This is a genomic window from Clavibacter sp. GW821-FHT01D01 (assembly GCF_059422605.1).
This window is the reverse complement of sequence record NZ_JBWKXC010000001.1, coordinates 594256-609176: the sequence shown is the minus strand read 5'-3', so window position 1 is coordinate 609176 and position 14921 is coordinate 594256. Positions and strand designations below refer to the sequence as shown.

The 14921-nt window shown below is 75.3% G+C and carries 17 protein-coding genes; 8 read left to right on the top strand and 9 right to left on the bottom strand.

Annotated elements, in window-relative coordinates; genetic code table 11:
- Positions 1 to 196: 196 nt before the first annotated feature.
- Entirely contained in the window at positions 197 to 589 is a 393-nt protein-coding gene (locus tag AC07VC_RS03125) for a hypothetical protein (RefSeq protein ID WP_494674459.1), read from the top strand.
- A 77-nt stretch (positions 590 to 666) separates the two neighbouring features.
- Here the strand turns inward: AC07VC_RS03125 and AC07VC_RS03120 are convergent, their stop codons facing one another.
- Positions 667 to 1275 carry a nitroreductase family protein gene (locus AC07VC_RS03120; protein WP_094116618.1) on the bottom strand — a complete coding sequence of 203 codons (609 nt, stop codon included), beginning with the start codon at positions 1273 to 1275 and terminating at the stop codon, positions 667 to 669.
- A gap of 284 nt (positions 1276 to 1559) precedes the next feature.
- Between AC07VC_RS03120 and AC07VC_RS03115 the strand changes: the two genes are divergently transcribed.
- The gene (locus AC07VC_RS03115) at positions 1560 to 2249 is read left to right on the top strand and encodes a hypothetical protein (protein WP_494674460.1); all 690 of its coding nucleotides are present in this window, start codon (positions 1560 to 1562) and stop codon (positions 2247 to 2249) included.
- Positions 2250 to 2587: 338 nt separating this feature from the next.
- Here AC07VC_RS03115 and AC07VC_RS03110 read toward each other — a convergent pair whose 3' ends face one another.
- Together AC07VC_RS03110 and AC07VC_RS03105 are read right to left on the bottom strand one after the other, a co-directional pair.
- Positions 2588 to 3766, bottom strand: coding sequence for a Gfo/Idh/MocA family protein (locus tag AC07VC_RS03110; RefSeq protein WP_494674461.1), 1179 nt, complete (start codon positions 3764 to 3766; stop codon positions 2588 to 2590).
- On the bottom strand, positions 3763 to 4494 hold the full coding sequence (locus tag AC07VC_RS03105; RefSeq protein ID WP_094116622.1) for a ThuA domain-containing protein: 732 nt from the start codon (positions 4492 to 4494) through the stop codon (positions 3763 to 3765). Before AC07VC_RS03105 ends, AC07VC_RS03110 begins: the two co-directional genes overlap by 4 nt.
- Positions 4495 to 4650: 156 nt before the next feature.
- Here AC07VC_RS03105 and AC07VC_RS03100 point away from each other — a divergent pair, with 156 nt between their 5' ends.
- Positions 4651 to 5523: a sugar phosphate isomerase/epimerase family protein gene (locus AC07VC_RS03100; RefSeq protein ID WP_494674462.1), complete on the top strand. Its 873-nt coding sequence runs from the start codon at positions 4651 to 4653 to the stop codon at positions 5521 to 5523.
- Between the two features lie 136 nt (positions 5524 to 5659).
- Entirely contained in the window at positions 5660 to 6487 is an 828-nt protein-coding gene (locus tag AC07VC_RS03095) for a ferritin-like domain-containing protein (protein ID WP_494674463.1), read from the top strand.
- A 114-nt stretch (positions 6488 to 6601) separates the two neighbouring features.
- Here AC07VC_RS03095 and AC07VC_RS03090 read toward each other — a convergent pair whose 3' ends face one another.
- Positions 6602 to 6880, bottom strand: coding sequence for a GlsB/YeaQ/YmgE family stress response membrane protein (locus AC07VC_RS03090; RefSeq protein WP_494674464.1), 279 nt, complete (start codon positions 6878 to 6880; stop codon positions 6602 to 6604).
- A 125-nt stretch (positions 6881 to 7005) separates the two neighbouring features.
- Here AC07VC_RS03090 and AC07VC_RS03085 point away from each other — a divergent pair, with 125 nt between their 5' ends.
- Genes AC07VC_RS03085 through AC07VC_RS03075 form a run of 3 tightly spaced genes read left to right on the top strand, consistent with a single transcriptional unit; the run spans position 7006 to position 9889 of the window.
- Positions 7006 to 7674 carry a response regulator transcription factor gene (locus AC07VC_RS03085; RefSeq protein ID WP_317230219.1) on the top strand — a complete coding sequence of 223 codons (669 nt, stop codon included), beginning with the start codon at positions 7006 to 7008 and terminating at the stop codon, positions 7672 to 7674.
- A 35-nt stretch (positions 7675 to 7709) separates the two neighbouring features.
- Positions 7710 to 8774: a S66 family peptidase gene (locus AC07VC_RS03080; RefSeq protein WP_494674465.1), complete on the top strand. Its 1065-nt coding sequence runs from the start codon at positions 7710 to 7712 to the stop codon at positions 8772 to 8774.
- 56 nt (positions 8775 to 8830) lie between these two features.
- A complete protein-coding gene (locus AC07VC_RS03075; RefSeq protein ID WP_494674466.1) occupies positions 8831 to 9889 on the top strand; it encodes a DUF1266 domain-containing protein in 1059 nt (352 codons plus the stop codon).
- Here the strand turns inward: AC07VC_RS03075 and AC07VC_RS03070 are convergent.
- The 4 genes from AC07VC_RS03070 to AC07VC_RS03055 form a co-directional block, all read right to left on the bottom strand.
- On the bottom strand, positions 9882 to 10448 hold the full coding sequence (locus tag AC07VC_RS03070) for a helix-turn-helix domain-containing protein (RefSeq protein WP_494674467.1): 567 nt from the start codon (positions 10446 to 10448) through the stop codon (positions 9882 to 9884). The genes AC07VC_RS03075 and AC07VC_RS03070 overlap by 8 nt on opposite strands.
- Positions 10449 to 10602: 154 nt before the next feature.
- Positions 10603 to 11652: a glycosyltransferase family 9 protein gene (locus tag AC07VC_RS03065; RefSeq protein ID WP_494674468.1), complete on the bottom strand. Its 1050-nt coding sequence runs from the start codon at positions 11650 to 11652 to the stop codon at positions 10603 to 10605.
- Between the two features lie 66 nt (positions 11653 to 11718).
- Positions 11719 to 12297 (bottom strand): hypothetical protein, encoded by a 579-nt coding sequence (locus tag AC07VC_RS03060; protein ID WP_494674469.1) that lies wholly within the window; start codon positions 12295 to 12297, stop codon positions 11719 to 11721.
- Between the two features lies 1 nt (position 12298).
- The gene (locus AC07VC_RS03055; protein WP_494674470.1) at positions 12299 to 12964 is read right to left on the bottom strand and encodes a DedA family protein; all 666 of its coding nucleotides are present in this window, start codon (positions 12962 to 12964) and stop codon (positions 12299 to 12301) included.
- 311 nt (positions 12965 to 13275) lie between these two features.
- Between AC07VC_RS03055 and bla the strand changes: the two genes are divergently transcribed.
- On the top strand, positions 13276 to 14247 hold the full coding sequence (bla, locus tag AC07VC_RS03050) for a class A beta-lactamase (protein ID WP_494674471.1): 972 nt from the start codon (positions 13276 to 13278) through the stop codon (positions 14245 to 14247).
- Positions 14248 to 14277: 30 nt separating this feature from the next.
- On the opposite strand, the gene AC07VC_RS03045 is transcribed toward bla, so the two are convergent.
- A complete protein-coding gene (locus tag AC07VC_RS03045; protein WP_494674472.1) occupies positions 14278 to 14901 on the bottom strand; it encodes a TetR/AcrR family transcriptional regulator in 624 nt (207 codons plus the stop codon).
- Positions 14902 to 14921 lie beyond the last annotated feature (20 nt).

The window sequence follows — 14921 nt, the reverse complement described above, 5'->3', positions numbered from 1 at the left end:
CGCCCGCTGAGGACCAGCTGGACCGGGAGGACACCCGGCGCCCGGGTCTCGTCCACTGGATGACGCGCTCGCGTTCCGGAGGCCCCTGGCACCGGAGCGCCGGCGCCGCAACCGCATCCGCACGACCCGCAGGAGGAGCAGCCATGAGCGAGACGACCCGAGCATCCCGGACCGGGGCCCGACCATGAGCGCGCGCGTGAACGGCGCTCGACGCCGCCGGCCGCGGGCCGTCTGGGCCGCGACCGTCACGGGCGCCGTGATGAGCGGGATCGTCGTGATCGGCGTGCTGCTCCCGGCGCTCGGCCTCGTCGGCGCCGCGGACGCCACCACCGTCGGCCAGCTGGACGTGCCCGCCGGCCTCATCGCCCTGGGCATCGTGATCTCGTTCGCCGTCGGGCTGGCCATGCTGGCGGTCGCCGCCCTCACGCGCAACGGGGTCGTCGCCTGGGTGGCGGCGGTCGCGGCCGTGGTCGCGACGCTCGTCGGATCCGTCTGGCCGCTCGTCGCGACCACCATCGCGAGCGTCGACCAGGCGCAGGACGCGATCCCGTTCGTGCAGGACCTCATCGGCCGGGTCCTCGGGGGCTGACGCGGCGCACGACCGACCCCGCGCACGACGGAGGCCGCCGACCCGAGGGTCGGCGGCCTCCGTCGTGCGCGGCGGGACTACGCGCGGGCGAGCACCAGCTCGGACAGCGGCAGGCGCGTGCGCGGAGCGGTCTCGCGCTCCGCGAGCGGCCCCTCGAGCGCGTCGGCCGGGGCGACGACGCCGACGGCCGTGACGGTGAGGGGCTCCTGGTTCTCCGGCAGGTCGAAGGCGGCGGAGAGCTCGCCGAACTCGACGCCCGCCATCTGGTGCGTGTGCAGGCCCTCGGCCTGCGCCTGCACGGAGAGGTGGGCGACGGCCTGGCCGAGGTCGTAGGCGGCGTACGGGCGCTTGTCGCCCTCGACCGTGGACGTCTCGGCGATCGCGACGACGAGCGCCGACGCACTCGCGGCCCAGGCGGCGTTGAAGCCCACGAGCGTGCCGACGATGGTGTCGAACACGTGCGTGCCGCGGCGGCCGACGATGAAGCGGCGCGGCTGGTGGTTGCTGGCGGACGGCGCCCAGCGGGCGGCCTCGAGGAGCGCGTCGAGCTGCGCGTCGGAGACGGTGGCGGACGCGTCGAAGGAGCGCGGGCTCCATCGGGCGTCGAGCTCGCGGACGATCGGCACGGCCGTGTCGGCGGTGCGCTCGGTGGTCGCAGGCGTGGTGGTGTCCTCGGTGAGGGTCATGGTCGTTCCTCCGGTCGATGGCGGTGGGTCGGCACGACGTCGGGCCTCGCGGATCACAATGCGGCACGGCGCCCGGCTATTCCTGCATGACGGCGCACCGGGACGACCGGCACCTGTGCGGTGCGGGCCCGCCGGCACGCGAGCGCGGATACCGTCTGCCTCCATCAGCACGCACGCACCGTGCGGCGTCCACGGCCGGTCGGCCGGCTCCTCCCGGGCGCACGATGCCGGATCCCGGCGCTCCCTCCCTGCTCCTCTCCTCCCCCTTCAGAACGGACTCCCCCATGCCTGCCCTCCTCCCGCCGCACCACCCCGTCGCGTCCGCTCCGTCCCGCAGGGGAGGTCGGCTCCGCCGGGCGCCTGTCGCCGGGATCCTCACGACCGCGGCCGTGCTCGCCGCCCTCACCGCCACCCCCGCCCAGGCCGCCGAACGGCAGACGCCCCCCACCGTCGCCGCCTCGACGCAGCAGGGCACCCTCCTCCCGGACATCGTCACCGGACGCATCACCATCGACCAGCTGGTCGACGCGGACATCGAGGCCCACCTCATCGCCGACCCCACCGCGCCGGCACCCACCCGGGCCGAGGCGACCCGGCTGATCACCGCCGAGGTGCAGGCCCTCCGCGACGAGACGACGGCGGCGGGCTTCACCGCGTCCGACATCGCCGCGTCGACCGGCCCCGAGGGCTCCCTCAGCGCGATCGGCCGGTGGTTCAAGCGGCACTTCACCAACTGGACGACCCTCCAGGTGTCCCGGCTGTCGGGCGCCGTCATCGGCGGTGCCGGCGCGTTCGCGCAGACGGTGCTCTTCGGGGTCTGCACGCACTACGCGCAGATCGTCTGCGCGGCGCTCGCGGCCGCGTTCGCGGTGTCCGCCGCGTACATCTTCGCCACGGCCCTCAAGTGCATCAAGCTCGGCAGGCCGACGCTCTACGTGACGATCCCGAACGTGTCCAGCAGCTACTGCGGCTAGAGCCGTCGTCCGGGCCGCCCGAGCCCGGACGACGGGGCCCCGTGCGGTGCGGGCTCGCCGGGATCGGAGCGCGGCTGGCCTCGGGCTCGGCGGAGCCGCGACCGGCCCCGCCGGGACGGGGGCGGTCATCTGCCTGGCCATCGGCAGCGTCGCGTGCGCGGCCGTGTTCGCCGCCGGCGCCGCGATCCTCGCCGGTCTCGCCTCCACGGCCGGGCTGTGCGTCACGCAGCGTCACCGGTACCTGTACGTCAAGATCCGCGACTTCGGGAACAGCCACTGCGGCGACCAGCCGCTGCGATGGCCATCCCTCGACCGGTCAGCGTGGGAGTCGGACCGACCTACCCCGCCAGCGGGTGCCGGACGTCCTCGAAGGCCCCCGACTCGGCCGAGCGCCCCGCCGCCTCCATGAGCGCCAGGCTGCCGAGGTTGTCGCGGCCGCTGGTCTCCGGGGGCGTCCCACCGAGGATCGACAGGGCGAAGGCCCGGAGGCCCGCGGCGCGGCCGATCAGCGGCAGCGTCTCGAGGTCGAGGTCGCGCTCGGATCCGGCGGCGTCGCGGATCCCGACCCGGTCGGCCGATGCGCCGTCGCCGCCGCGGCTGGTGAAGGTCAGCTCGCCGTCGGCGCCCGCGATGCGCCACTCGCCCGCCCACGGCGTCGCCGGCCCGCGGTGCAGCCAGCTGCCGCGGTAGTCCACGATCAGCCCGCCCTCCAGCTCGATGACCATGGAGGCCACCGCGGGATCGCGGTAGTGGCTGAACGACGGCCGGCTCGTGCGGGCGAACACGCGCACGGCCTCCCGTCCGGTGACCATGCGGATCAGGTCGAAGTGGTGGATCGCCATGTCGTTGATGATCGGCTGGGGGAACGTGTAGTGCGGGTAGCCCTCGGGCTGGTCGTTGTCCCACTGGCGGAAGTCGATCTCGATCGTGGCGACCTCGCCCACGGCGTCGGCGGCGAGCAGCTCGCGCACGCGACGCGGCGCCGGGTACCAGCGGTAGTTCTGGCTGACCTGCACGAGGAGCCCGAGCTCCTCCCCGCGGCGCACGACCTCCGCCGCGTCGGCGGTGGAGTTCGCGAAGGGCTTCTCCACGATCACGTGCTTGCCCGCGGCGAGCGCCTCCAGCGCGAGCGGGGCGTGCGTGACGGCCGGCGCGGTGATGATGACGGCGTCCGCCTCGACGGCGGCGAGCGCGTCGGCCAGCGAGGCGAACGCGATCCCCGCCGGCAGGCCGAGCAGCGTCCGCACCCGCTCACGGGTCGGCTCGCTCGGGTCGACGATGGCGGCGACCTCGATCTCGTCCACGGGCGGGACGGCGTTGCGGGCCCAGTCCCCGCCCCAGCCGCCGAGGCCGACGTGGATCACGCGGACGCGGGGGCCGTCGTAGGCCTTCGTGGTCGGGGCCGCGGCGGTCGCGGTGGGCTCGGCAGCGGGTGCCGCCGGCATGGCGGGCGCGGCGGGGGTGGCGGGCGCGGCGGGCTCCGCGGGCACGGCGGGCGTCGCCTTCGCGGCGCTCATCGGGCGAGGAACCAGTCGCGCGGGTGCTGGTCGGCCGTGAGGTCGGCGCGGCCGGCGGTGGGGGCGACCCAGCGGGCGGCGTTCGCGAGCACGCGGCGGATGTCGGGGTGGTGGTACACGGGGTACTCCTGGTCTCCGGGCGAGAAGTAGAAGACGCGGCCGCGTCCGCGGTGGTACGCGACGCCGGAGCGGAACACCTCGCCGCCCGCGAAGGTGGAGAGGAACACCTCCTCGTCGGGGCGCGGGATGTCGAACTGCTCCCCGTACATCTCCTGGCGGTCGATGACGATGGGGTGCGGCACGCCCTCGGCGATGGGGTGCTGCGGCGCGATGGTCCAGACGAGCTCTCGCTCTCCGTCGTTCCGCCACTTCAGCGAGCACGTGGTGCCCATCAGGCGCGTGAACACCTTCGAGTAGTGGCCGGAGTGCAGGACCACGAGGCCCATGCCGGCGTGCACGTGGCGGATCACGCGCTCGACGACCGCGTCGTCCACCTCGCCGTGGGCGACGTGGCCCCACCAGTAGAGGACGTCGGTGGCCGCGAGGCGCTCCTCGCTGAGGCCGTGCTCGGGGTCCTGCAGCGTCGCGGTGCCCACGCTCGCGTCGTCGCCGAGGAGCTCGCGGAGCCCGTCGGCGACGACCTGGTGGATCCCGTCCGGGTAGTGCGACAGGACCGTCGCGTCCCCTCTGCTCTCGTGCACGTTCTCGTTCCAGACGACGATGTCCATGGCGCTCCTCGTTCGGCGGTGATCGCGGGGTGGGGGATGCGGGCGATCCGTCCGCGTCGGACCGGACCGGACGGGGTCGGCCGTGACGCGGCGGCATGCCCGCCCGTACGATCGTACGCATGCCCCGCGCCGATGCGGGCGACACGGGAGGCCCGCATGACCGTCGACGACCACGCCACCGGACCGGCCGGAACGACCGGCAGCACCCGCCCGACCGACAAGGCCGTCCACGCCTGGTCGCTCGACGGGACGCTCGGGCATCCGCGCGTCGCCGGGCCGGACGGATCCGGTCCCGTCACCCCCGGGGGCCGCGCCGCCGAGGCCCTCGACCTCCTCGACCTCCCCGCCGAGCTCGCGCGCCGCGGCTACGCGGCCGTGCAGCTCGCGCACTTCCAGCTGCCCACGCGCGACGCCTCCTACCTGGAGGAGCTGCGGGCCTCGCTCGAGTCGTCCGGGATCGTGCTCGACGCGTTCCTCGTCGACGACGGCGACCTCGTGCACCCCACCGAGGCCGACCTGCACGAGCGGTGGATCTCCGGCCTCCTCGACGACGCCCTCACCCTCGGCGCCCACCACGCGCGCGTGGGCGCGGGCCGGAGCGCGCCCACGCCGGAGCTGCTCGCGGCGAGCGCCCGGCGGCTGTCGCGGCTCGCGGACGGGCACCCGGGGATCCAGGTGGTCGTCGAGAACTGGCGCGAGATGATGCCCGACGCGGATGCCGTGCTCGCGCTCCTGGCCGACGCGGGCGACGTGCGCCTCCTCATCGACCTCGGCAACTGGACCATGCCCGACAAGCACGAGCAGCTGGCCCGCATCGCCGAGCACGCGGTGACGTGCCACGCGAAGGCGCACCGCCACGACGACGGCAGCCTCGACGACGTCGACTACGCCCGGTCCCTCCGGGTGCTGCAGGACGCCGGGTACGGGGGCGCGCTCGCGATGGTCAACGAGTCGGCGCGCCCCGACGGATCCGACGAGTGGGACGGCCTCGAGGAGGAGCACGAGGTGGTGCGCCGCGTCTTCGGGTGACGCGCGGCGTGGTCCGCGGGTCGGACGACGCTGCATCGCGCGGGCGATCCTCGCGCGCGGGGATGCGGCCTCGGGCTCGCGCACGTCACCCTGCCGACGGGCGAGGCCGGAGGGCGCCCGCTCCTAGCGTCGGGCCATGACCTCGATCACGCGCACGACGAATCGACCCCAGCCGGGCCTCGCCCGCACGCCCCGCATGGCGACCGCGGCGGACTGGATCGCCCACTTCCAGCGGAACGCCGACGGGCACCTGACGCCGGAGGAGTTGATCCCCGCCGGTGCGCCCTCCCCGATGGACGCCCGCACCCGGCGCGCCTTCGTGCGCTCGTTCCAGCGATTCGCGCTCGGCGAGAGCGGCGACGGCGCGCACCTGCTGCGGATGGCCACGGACGCGGGCGACCCCGTCTACACGCACGCGCTGGCGCTGCTCGTGCAGGAGGAGCGGAAGCACGCGGCCCTGTTCCTGCGGGCGCTCGACCACCTCGACGCGCCCGCGCTGCCCGAGCACTGGACGGACGCGGCGTTCACCCGGCTCCGGCACCTCATCGGGCTGCGGACGGAGATCAGCCTGTTCCTCATCGCGGAGACGGTCGCGACGGGGTACTTCCACGCGCTCGCCGACCACGCGCCGGATCCCGCGCTCCGCGCCCTCGGGCAGCGCATCGCCTCCGACGAGCGCGACCACGTGCGCTTCCAGGTCGACCGCCTCCTCACCGGCTTCCGCGACACCCCCGCTCCCCTGCGCGCGCTCGTCGGGGCGGCCTGGACGGTCGTCGCCGCGGGTGCCGCGACCGTGATCGTCGTCGACCACCGCGCGGCGCTGCGCGCGTGCGGCATCGCACCCGGCGCCTACTGGCGGGAGGCGATGCAGGGCTTCGCGGCCGCCGCCCGCTCGGCGCTCCGGGATCCACGGGCGCCGCTGCTGGGCCCGACCGTCCCCGGCCATCGCGCGACCGGCGGGTGATCCCCGCGCACGACGGAGGGGCGGGTGGCCTCCTCGGCCGCCCGCCCCTCGTCGTCTCCGCTACCGGCTGTCGTCAGGTGCGCGCCAGCGCATCGACGGGTCGCCCGGCCGTGTTCAGCGGCGCACGGACTTGCGGCCGCCGACCTTCACGTAGACGAGCAGCACGATGATCGCGCCGATGATGGAGCCGATGATGCCGGCGGGCTGGAAGAAGCCGTCCATCGCGTCGCGCTGGAACAGCAGGAAGGCGAGGAACCCGCCGACGAACGAGCCGACGATGCCGAGCACGATCGTCATGAGGATCGACAGGTGCTGGCGGCCGGGGACGACCGCGCGGGCGATGAAGCCGGCGATCAGGCCGATGACGATGAGGCTGATGATGAGTCCGAGCATGGGGTTCCCTCTTCTGTGCGAGCACGTCCAGGAGACGCACGGTGGATGCCCGTATCGGGCGATGGATCCAACGTCCCACCCCGCAGGGTGTGGCGGCACACCCCTGGGGGTGGGATGGTGATCCCATGCCCGCCACCCGCACCCGTCCCGTCACGATCGCGCTCGTCGACGACTACGACGTGGTGCTGAAGGGCCTCGCCCACATGTTCGACGACTACCGCGACCGGGTGGTCGTGGCCGAGATCGACGCGAACGCGGCCCTCTCCGACGAGATCGACATCGTGCTCTACGACTCGTTCGCGCAGCCGGAGTCGGACCACCACGAGATCGCGGAGCTGGTGCGGAACCCGCGGGCGACCCACGTCGTCGTCTACACCTGGAACTTCCAGCCCGAGCTCATCGCCGACGCGCGCCGGCAGGGCGTGCACGGCTACCTCTCCAAGGCGCTGCCGGCGCGGGAGCTGGTGGAGGCGCTGGAGCGGATCCACGCCGGGGAGGAGCAGTTCTCCACGGCACCGCTGCGGGCCGCGAGCGCGCCCTCGCTCGACTGGCCCGGCAAGCGGGAGGGGATCACGGACCGCGAGTCGGAGATCCTCGCCCTCATCACGCAGGGCAAGAGCAACCAGGAGGTGGCGGCGCTCACGTACCTCTCCCCCAACACGGTGAAGAGCTACATCCGCTCCATCTACCGGAAGATCCAGGTGCAGAGCCGCACCCAGGCGGTCATCTGGGGCGTCGGGAACGGCTTCAGCCCCGACCACCACCGCATCGACCACTGGCTGGGCGGGCCGTAGGGCGGGACGCCAGCCGCACCTGCTTGCATGAGCGCATGATCCCCTCCACCTCCTCCCGGTTCCGCAAGGCCGTGCCCAAGGCGGAGGCGGGTGACCGGGTCGCCGTGCTGTCGCCCGCGTCCGCCGCCCCCGGCGTCGCACCCGAGATCCACGAGCAGGCGATGCGCCGGCTCCAGGAGGCGACCGGGCTGGTCCCCGTCGAGTACCCGACCACCCGGCGGGTCGGGGCGAGCGCGGAGGACCGCGCCGCCGACATCACGGCCGCGTTCGCCGACGACTCCATCCGCGCGGTGCTCGCCACCATCGGCGGGGACGACCAGGTCACGGTCATCCCCCACGTCGACATCGAGGAGCTGGCCCGGAACCCCAAGCCGTTCCTCGGGTACAGCGACAACACGAACCTGCACAACCTGCTCGCGGGCCTCGGCATCCCTTCCTTCCACGGCGGATCCACCCAGGTGCACCTCGGCGCCGGCGCCGGCATCGACGACGTGCACCTGCGGTCGCTCCGTGCGGCGCTGATCGAGGGCGGGGAGCTGGAGATCACCGAGCCCGGGGAGTCGGAGGACTTCGGGGTCGACTGGGCGGATCCTCGCGCGCTCACCGAGCACGGGCAGCGCGACGCGACCGAGCCGTGGATGTGGGCCGGACCCGCGGCCACGGTGGAGGGACCCACCTGGGGCGGCTGCATCGAGGTCATCGACCAGATCGCGATGGCCGGGCGCATGCCCGAGGTCGCGCGGCTGGAGGGCGGGATCCTGCTGCTCGAGACGAGCGAGGAGGTGCCGTCGGCCGCCAGCGTGAGGCGGTGGGTGCGGGCGCTCGGCGAGCGCGGGATCCTCGACGTCGTCGCCGGCGTGCTCGTGGCCCGCCCGCCGACTTCCGTGCTCGGCGCGCCCGTGCCGTCCGCCGGGGAGCGGGCCCGGCTCCGCGCCGAGCAGCGCGACACCGTCATCGAGCAGATCGCCCGCTACAACCCGCGCGCGGTCGTGTGCGTGGGCGTGCCGTTCGGGCACACGCGGCCGCAGTGGATCCTGCCGCACGGCGGCACCATGCGGCTCGACGGGGCGGCGAGGACGGTGTTCGCGGACTACAGCTGACCTACGCCGGCCCGCACCGGGTCGGCGCCGATCCGCCCGCTGGCTAGGCTGCGGGCGTGACGCTGCAGAACCACCCCGGCGAGACCGAGTTCCCCGTGCGCGCGCGGTTGCGCCACGCCCGCATGCTCGACGCGCAGCGGTCGAGGCCCGGCGGCGGGAAGGAGAGGCGCGCGCTCCTCGTCACCGCCCTGGCGCTGCCCTTCGGAGCGGCCGGCGTGGCGCTGGGGATCGTGGTGGCGACGTCCGGCGAGCCGGAGGGCGGCCCGGCCATGCCCATCGTCCTGTTCGCCCTCGGGATGGGCGTCGGCCTGCTCGTCGCGGCGGTCGTCTTCCAGCAGATCGACGCGCGGGCTCCGCGACGCGACCAGCTGGCGTACGTGGCCGAGGCGCGGATCCGGCCGCTGCTCCTCGAGGAGCAGCAGCTGCTCGCGCTCGACGCGGTGAGCGACCACTCCTTCGGCGGCTGGAACTCGTCGCTCGCGTTCCAGCCGACGTGGGCCGAGATGCCCGCGGATCTGCGTGCGGAGCATGCCGACGGGGCGACCGGGTACGAGTGGGCGGGCCTGCCGATGACGACGCTCGCCCAGCACCGCGCCGCCCTCGACACGCAGTTCCGCATCGCGTCGCGCGACGACATCGAGCTGTTCGTGGCGGATGCGCGGACGCTCGGGCCGATGTCGGCGCGCTTCGCGGAGGCGGCCGCGTCCGACGACGCGGAGCGCATGGTGTCGCGCATGGCGGCGCTCACCGGCCGGAGCGAGTTCGAGATCATCGACCTGACGAGGCCGCACGACGGCCGGCCGCCCGTGCTGCTGCTCGCGGGCGACAGCGAGCGCACGATCGGGGCCATCCGCTACGCCTACGTCGCCGGGTACCTCCCCGCGGACGACGCGTGGGCGCTCATCCGGCAGGTCGGCGCGCGGGTCCTCGCGACCTACGACGGCTGGGACGCGTACTGGGCGGACGTGTCGCTCGCGCTCGCCTTCCGCACCGACAGCCTCGACGCGGTGCAGTCGCAGCGCCGGGTGCGGGATGCGCTCGTCGCGTCCGCGTGGCCGGCGGCGACGGTGCCGTGGCCGGGGGTGCAGCCGGCCACGGGCGCAGCTGTCAGCTGATCCGGGCGGGAGCGGGCGCCTCGTCCTCGGCTGCGCCGTCCTTGTGGGCGGATCCCGCCACGCGCTCCGCCGCACGCTGCTCCCTCCGGCGCTGACGACGGGTGCGGGTGCTGCGCGACAGCGGGTAGCGCGCATCCAGCCGGGGCTCGAGGAGGAGCCGGCGCAGGGCGACCGCGATGAGGGTGCCGCCCAGCCAGTAGGCGAGGAACAGGGCCAGCCCGTTCGGGATGGTGAAGGCCACGAGGGTCAGCACGACCCCGATGCCGACGTAGAGCAGCAGCCAGGCGCGCGTGGTGCGGTCGCGGGCCGCCTGCTGCTCGCTCGCGCGGGCCTCGAGGGAGTCGACGCGGCTGGTGAGGTCGGCGTCGTCGATGGTGGAGAAGAGGTCGCGGACGGGGACGCGCAGCGCCTCCGCCACGAGGGAGAGCGTCTCGAGGCTCGCGTCCTCCCCGGCCTCCAGCCGCTGGACGGTGCGGACGCCCACGCCGCTCTCGGTGGCGAGGCGCTCCTGGGTCCAGCCCTGCGCCTGACGTAGTTCGATGATCCGTGTCGTGTTCATGCGTCCCATGCTCGATGCGCCCCTCCCGACGGCACCACGCCAGCGACCCGCCGGTGACCCGCCAGCCGGCCGCCACCGACCCGCCAGCCCATGCTCGCAGGGATCGGCGGTCGCGTCGGGCCCCGGTTCGGGGCGGGCGGATCAGTCCGGAGGATCAGTCGCGCGGCTCGCCGGTGAGCGGCCGTACCACCCGGTGCCCGTCGAGGGAGCGGGCCGCCTCGAGGACGTGGGCGGGCGTGATCGCGAGGAGGGCCGGATCCGGGATGGCGGAGAAGGTGTCGCCGAGACGCTGGGACGCGTCGGTGAGCACGATGTGCGGGCCGGTCGCGGGCGGGCCCCACTCCTCGGGCGGGGCCGGGCCGAAGATCACGACCGAGGGGATGCCGTAGGCGCTCGCGAGGTGCGCGGCGCCCGTGTCGGCGGAGATGACGAGGTCGGCCGCGGCGATGATCCCGGCGAACGCGTCGAGGGCGAGCTCGCCCGCGAGCACGGTCTCCGCGGGCATGCCCGCGAGGGCGGCGACCTCCAGGGCGCGCTCGCGCTCCTTGTCGCTGCCGGTGAAGACGACCGTGCGGCCCTCGTCGGCGAGCGCGCGGGCGACCTCGGCGAAGCGGTCGACGGGCCACTGGCGGGATCCGTAGGCGGCGCCCACGTGGATCACGACCGCGTGCTCCGCGACGGGCGGCTCGGCGGGCACGAGGATGCCGACGTCGTCCGGATCCGCGGGCATGCCGTGCCACGACACGAGCCGCGCCCAGCGGTACCGCTCGAGGACGTGGTCCTCCCACGCGGGGCCGTCGGCGGCGGGCATGCCGTCGAGCTCGGGTGCGGCGTGCCCGAGCGTCCGGTGCGCGCGCAGCTCGTGGAGCAGGGTGCGGCTCTCGATGCCCGCGCCATGCAGGTTGATCGCGAGGTCGACCGTGCCGGGCTCGCGGGCGATGGGGTGGTCGAAGCCCTGCTGCGGGAGGTGCTCGTCGACCATGCCGAGCAGGCGCACGACGGGGGCGAGCCAGCCGGTCGTGGCGAGCAGGATGCGCGCGTCCGGGTGCGCCCGGCGGATCGCCCGGAGCGCGGGCACGGCCACGAGGATGTCGCCGAGCTTGATGGCGCGGAGGACGAGGATCTCGGCCGGATGCGCCGACCCCTCCGGGGACTCGGCGCGGGCGTCGTCGGGGAGGGCGGCGCGGTCGCCGGGGGTCTGCATGGTTCCCAGCCTGGCAGAGGGGAGGCGCGGCGGTGGGGGCCGACGGCGCGAGGCGCGGGGCGCGGGCTACCGCACCCATCCGTCCGCGCCGAGGTCCTCGCTCCGGAGCACGTCGCCGACGAGGTCGAGCCTGGTCGCGAGGCGGCGCCGGGTGTCGACCGTGAGGGATCCGCGCAGGTGCGGGTCGCCGGTGCTCGCCAGCTCCACGACGATCTCGTCCCCGAGGCGGACGGCGCCGGTCATCCGGTGCTCCCCGGAGCGCCCCCACACGGGCAGGCGCTCGGGGAACGCGAGCCGGGCGGGCAGGGGGACGGACGGCACCTGGTGGGCGGCGATCTCCTCCGGCTCGCCCCCGACGAGGCGCACCCGCGAGACCCCGTCGGAGGAGTCCACGCGGCCGGTGGCGAGGTCGGTGCAGACGTAGGAGCCGGTGAGGGGGCGCACGACGACGTCGTGCTGCGTCACGGCGCCGCCGAAGACGCTGACGACGCGGCACCGGCACGGCGGGCGCCGCACCTGGTCCAGGAGGATCGCGACGGCCTCCATCACCAGGTCGAACGGGGCGACGGCCGGATCCGGGCGAGGCGGCGTGCCGGATCCGGCCACGTAGGCGAAGTCCGTGCCGCGGGAGTCGGGGTCGGGCACCTCAGGCCGTCCGCACCCGCCGGATCAGCCGCGTGACCACGAACCACAGCACCAGCAGCGCGATGACGCCGACGGCCGCGTAGGAGATGAGGCCGCTCCACTCCTCCAGCACCGGGCGGATGGCGGGGCCGAACGCGAAGCCGAGGCCCACCCAGATGCCGTTCCAGGCGGCGGATCCGGCGACCGTGTAGAGCGAGAAGCGCCACAGCGGCATGCGCTCGATCCCCGCCGGGATGGAGATGAACGAGCGCACGAGCGGCACGCAGCGGCCGACGAGCACCGCGGTGCCGCCCCAGCGGAGGAAGAACGCCTCGGCCTTGTCGAAGTCGGCGTGGTCGAGCAGCGGGATCCGGCCGACGAGGCGGCGGGTGCGGTCCCGGCCGAGCGCGGCGCCGATCGCGTACCAGATGAGGGCGCCGACGAGCGCGCCGACCGTGGCGGCGGCCCACGCGCCCCAGGCGCTCATGCGGCCCTCGTAGGCGAGGAAGCCGGCGACGGGGAGGATCGCCTCGGAGGGGATCGGCGGCACGAAGGTCTCGATGAGGACGGCGAGGCCGACCCCCACCTCCCCCAGCACCTCGATGAGCGAGAGGACCCAGCCGACGAAGCCGTCGTATCCCTCGCTCGGGTGGATCTCGCCGGGGGTCACTGCTCGGATGGCGCTCATGCGGCCTCTCGTTCTGTCGGGGGGTCGGGCGTCAGGATCCGTCGGGCGCCGGCCGCGCGGGCCGCGCGATGCCCGGTGCGGACCCCGCGAGTGTAGGGAACGGAATTCGGCATCCGCTGAATCGCCGGTGCGGCGGGGTACCGGGCGCCGGGCGGGGCGCTGGGAGCGCGCGGATCGGGCGCCGGCGCGCCGTGATCCGCGCGGCGGACCGCCGTCGCCCGAGCGGAGGACGCCCGGAGCCCGCCCGCGCGGGAGGCTGGAGGCACGGCCGCCGGCCGTCCCGCTCCCGCACGACGTCCCGGAGGATCCCCGTGAGCCGCCCGCCCCTCGCCCGCGCCCTGGTCCTGCCCCTGGTCTCGGCCCTCGCCGCCGCCCTCCTCGCCGGATGCGCGACGCCCGCCGCCGATCCCGCGCCCCCGACGGCGGGGACGCCCGCGGCGAGCGCCGCCCCCGCCGCCCCCGCCGTCGACCGGGCCGCCGCCGACGCCGCGTTCGCCGCCCTCGAGGAGCGGTTCGACGCGCGCCTCGGCGTGCACCTGGTCGACACGGGCACGGGCGCCGAGGTCTCCTGGCGGGCGGACGAGCGATTCGCGTACGCATCCACGATCAAGGCGCCGCTCGCCGCCGCGCTCCTCGACCGCGTGGGCATCGCGGGCCTCGACCGCGCGGTGCCGATCGAGGCGGCGGACGTCCTCGCGTACGCGCCCGTCACCGCGACGCGCGTCGGCGGCACCATGACCCTGCGCGAGCTGTCGGACGCCGCCATGACCCGCAGCGACAACACCGCGGCGAACCTGCTGCTCGAGGCCCTCGGCGGTCCGGCGGAGCTCGACGCGGCGCTCACGGCGCTCGGTGACGACACCACCGTCGTCTCCCGCACGGAGCCCGACCTCAACGAGGCGACGCCCGGCGACGACCGCGACACGACGACGCCGCGCGCCGCGGCCGCGCAGCTCCGGGCCTACGCGGTCGGGGATCCGGGTGCCCTCGCGGATCCGCTCGACGCCGACGAGCGCGCCCTGTTCACCGGCTGGCTGCGGGCGACGCGGACGGGCGACACGCTCGTGCGCGCCGAGCTGCCCACGGGCTGGACCGTCGGCGACAAGTCCGGCTCGGGCGCCTACGCGAGCCGCGGCGACGTCGCCGTGGTGTGGCGGCCGGACGCGGCGCCGCTCGTGATCGCGATCCACTCGTCGCGGGACGCGCCGGACGCCGAGGCCGACGACGCGCTCGTCTCGGGCGCCGCGAGGGCCGCGGTGCAGGCGCTCGGCGCGCTCGGCTGACGGGGGCGATGCGAGGGCGGACGGGGCGGATCAGCGCCCGTCGTCCTCCGCGAGCAGGACGAGCGCGCGGGCCAGGTCGGCGACCGCCTGCTCCGCCGCGCGGTCGGCGGCGTCGTCGCGGCGCGCGAGCCAGCCCGCGATGATCCCCTGCATGCCCGCCACCGCGAGCGCCGCGCACCGACCGGCGCGCGCGTCGTCGAGGCCGGCCGCGATGAAGCGTCGGCCCGTCTCCTCCACGTAGCGGCCGTGCTCCCAGGCGGGCAGGTCGGCGAGCGCCGGGATCCGCTGCACGGTCGCGGCGAGGTCGAGCAGCACGCGCTGGCGGTCGGGCTCGCGGCGGACCCGGTCGAGCTCGGCGCGGAGGGTGGCGGCGACGACCTCGCCGAGCGGCGCGCCCGTGGGATCCTCGGCGGCTTCCAGCTGCGCGACGACCGCGTCGACCTCCTGCCGGAGCAGCGCGCCGAGCAGCTCCGACCGCACGCCGAAGCAGTAGTGGAAGGCGCCGTGCGCGAGCCCGGCCTCCGCGGTGATGGCCCGCGTGCTCGCCCCGGCGACGCCCGTGACGGCCATCACGCGCACGGCGGCGTCGAGGAGCTCGGCCCGCCGGGCGGCCCGTGATCCGTACGCGCGGGTGCTCACGGAGGCGGCCTTCATGGGAAGAAGCTACCAAGAGC

What these genes read in the sequence shown, in the direction of transcription:
- AC07VC_RS03120 (WP_094116618.1), bottom strand. Translation starts at nt 1,275, where the DNA reads ATGACCCTCACCGAGGACACCACCACGCCTGCGACCACCGAGCGCACC.
- AC07VC_RS03115 (WP_494674460.1), top strand. Translation starts at nt 1,560, where the DNA reads ATGCCTGCCCTCCTCCCGCCGCACCACCCCGTCGCGTCCGCTCCGTCC.
- AC07VC_RS03110 (WP_494674461.1), bottom strand. Translation starts at nt 3,766, where the DNA reads ATGAGCGCCGCGAAGGCGACGCCCGCCGTGCCCGCGGAGCCCGCCGCG.
- AC07VC_RS03105 (WP_094116622.1), bottom strand. Translation starts at nt 4,494, where the DNA reads ATGGACATCGTCGTCTGGAACGAGAACGTGCACGAGAGCAGAGGGGAC.
- AC07VC_RS03100 (WP_494674462.1), top strand. Translation starts at nt 4,651, where the DNA reads ATGACCGTCGACGACCACGCCACCGGACCGGCCGGAACGACCGGCAGC.
- AC07VC_RS03095 (WP_494674463.1), top strand. Translation starts at nt 5,660, where the DNA reads ATGACCTCGATCACGCGCACGACGAATCGACCCCAGCCGGGCCTCGCC.
- AC07VC_RS03090 (WP_494674464.1), bottom strand. Translation starts at nt 6,880, where the DNA reads ATGCTCGGACTCATCATCAGCCTCATCGTCATCGGCCTGATCGCCGGC.
- AC07VC_RS03085 (WP_317230219.1), top strand. Translation starts at nt 7,006, where the DNA reads ATGCCCGCCACCCGCACCCGTCCCGTCACGATCGCGCTCGTCGACGAC.
- AC07VC_RS03080 (WP_494674465.1), top strand. Translation starts at nt 7,710, where the DNA reads ATGATCCCCTCCACCTCCTCCCGGTTCCGCAAGGCCGTGCCCAAGGCG.
- AC07VC_RS03070 (WP_494674467.1), bottom strand. Translation starts at nt 10,448, where the DNA reads ATGAACACGACACGGATCATCGAACTACGTCAGGCGCAGGGCTGGACC.
- AC07VC_RS03065 (WP_494674468.1), bottom strand. Translation starts at nt 11,652, where the DNA reads ATGCAGACCCCCGGCGACCGCGCCGCCCTCCCCGACGACGCCCGCGCC.
- AC07VC_RS03055 (WP_494674470.1), bottom strand. Translation starts at nt 12,964, where the DNA reads ATGAGCGCCATCCGAGCAGTGACCCCCGGCGAGATCCACCCGAGCGAG.
- AC07VC_RS03045 (WP_494674472.1), bottom strand. Translation starts at nt 14,901, where the DNA reads ATGAAGGCCGCCTCCGTGAGCACCCGCGCGTACGGATCACGGGCCGCC.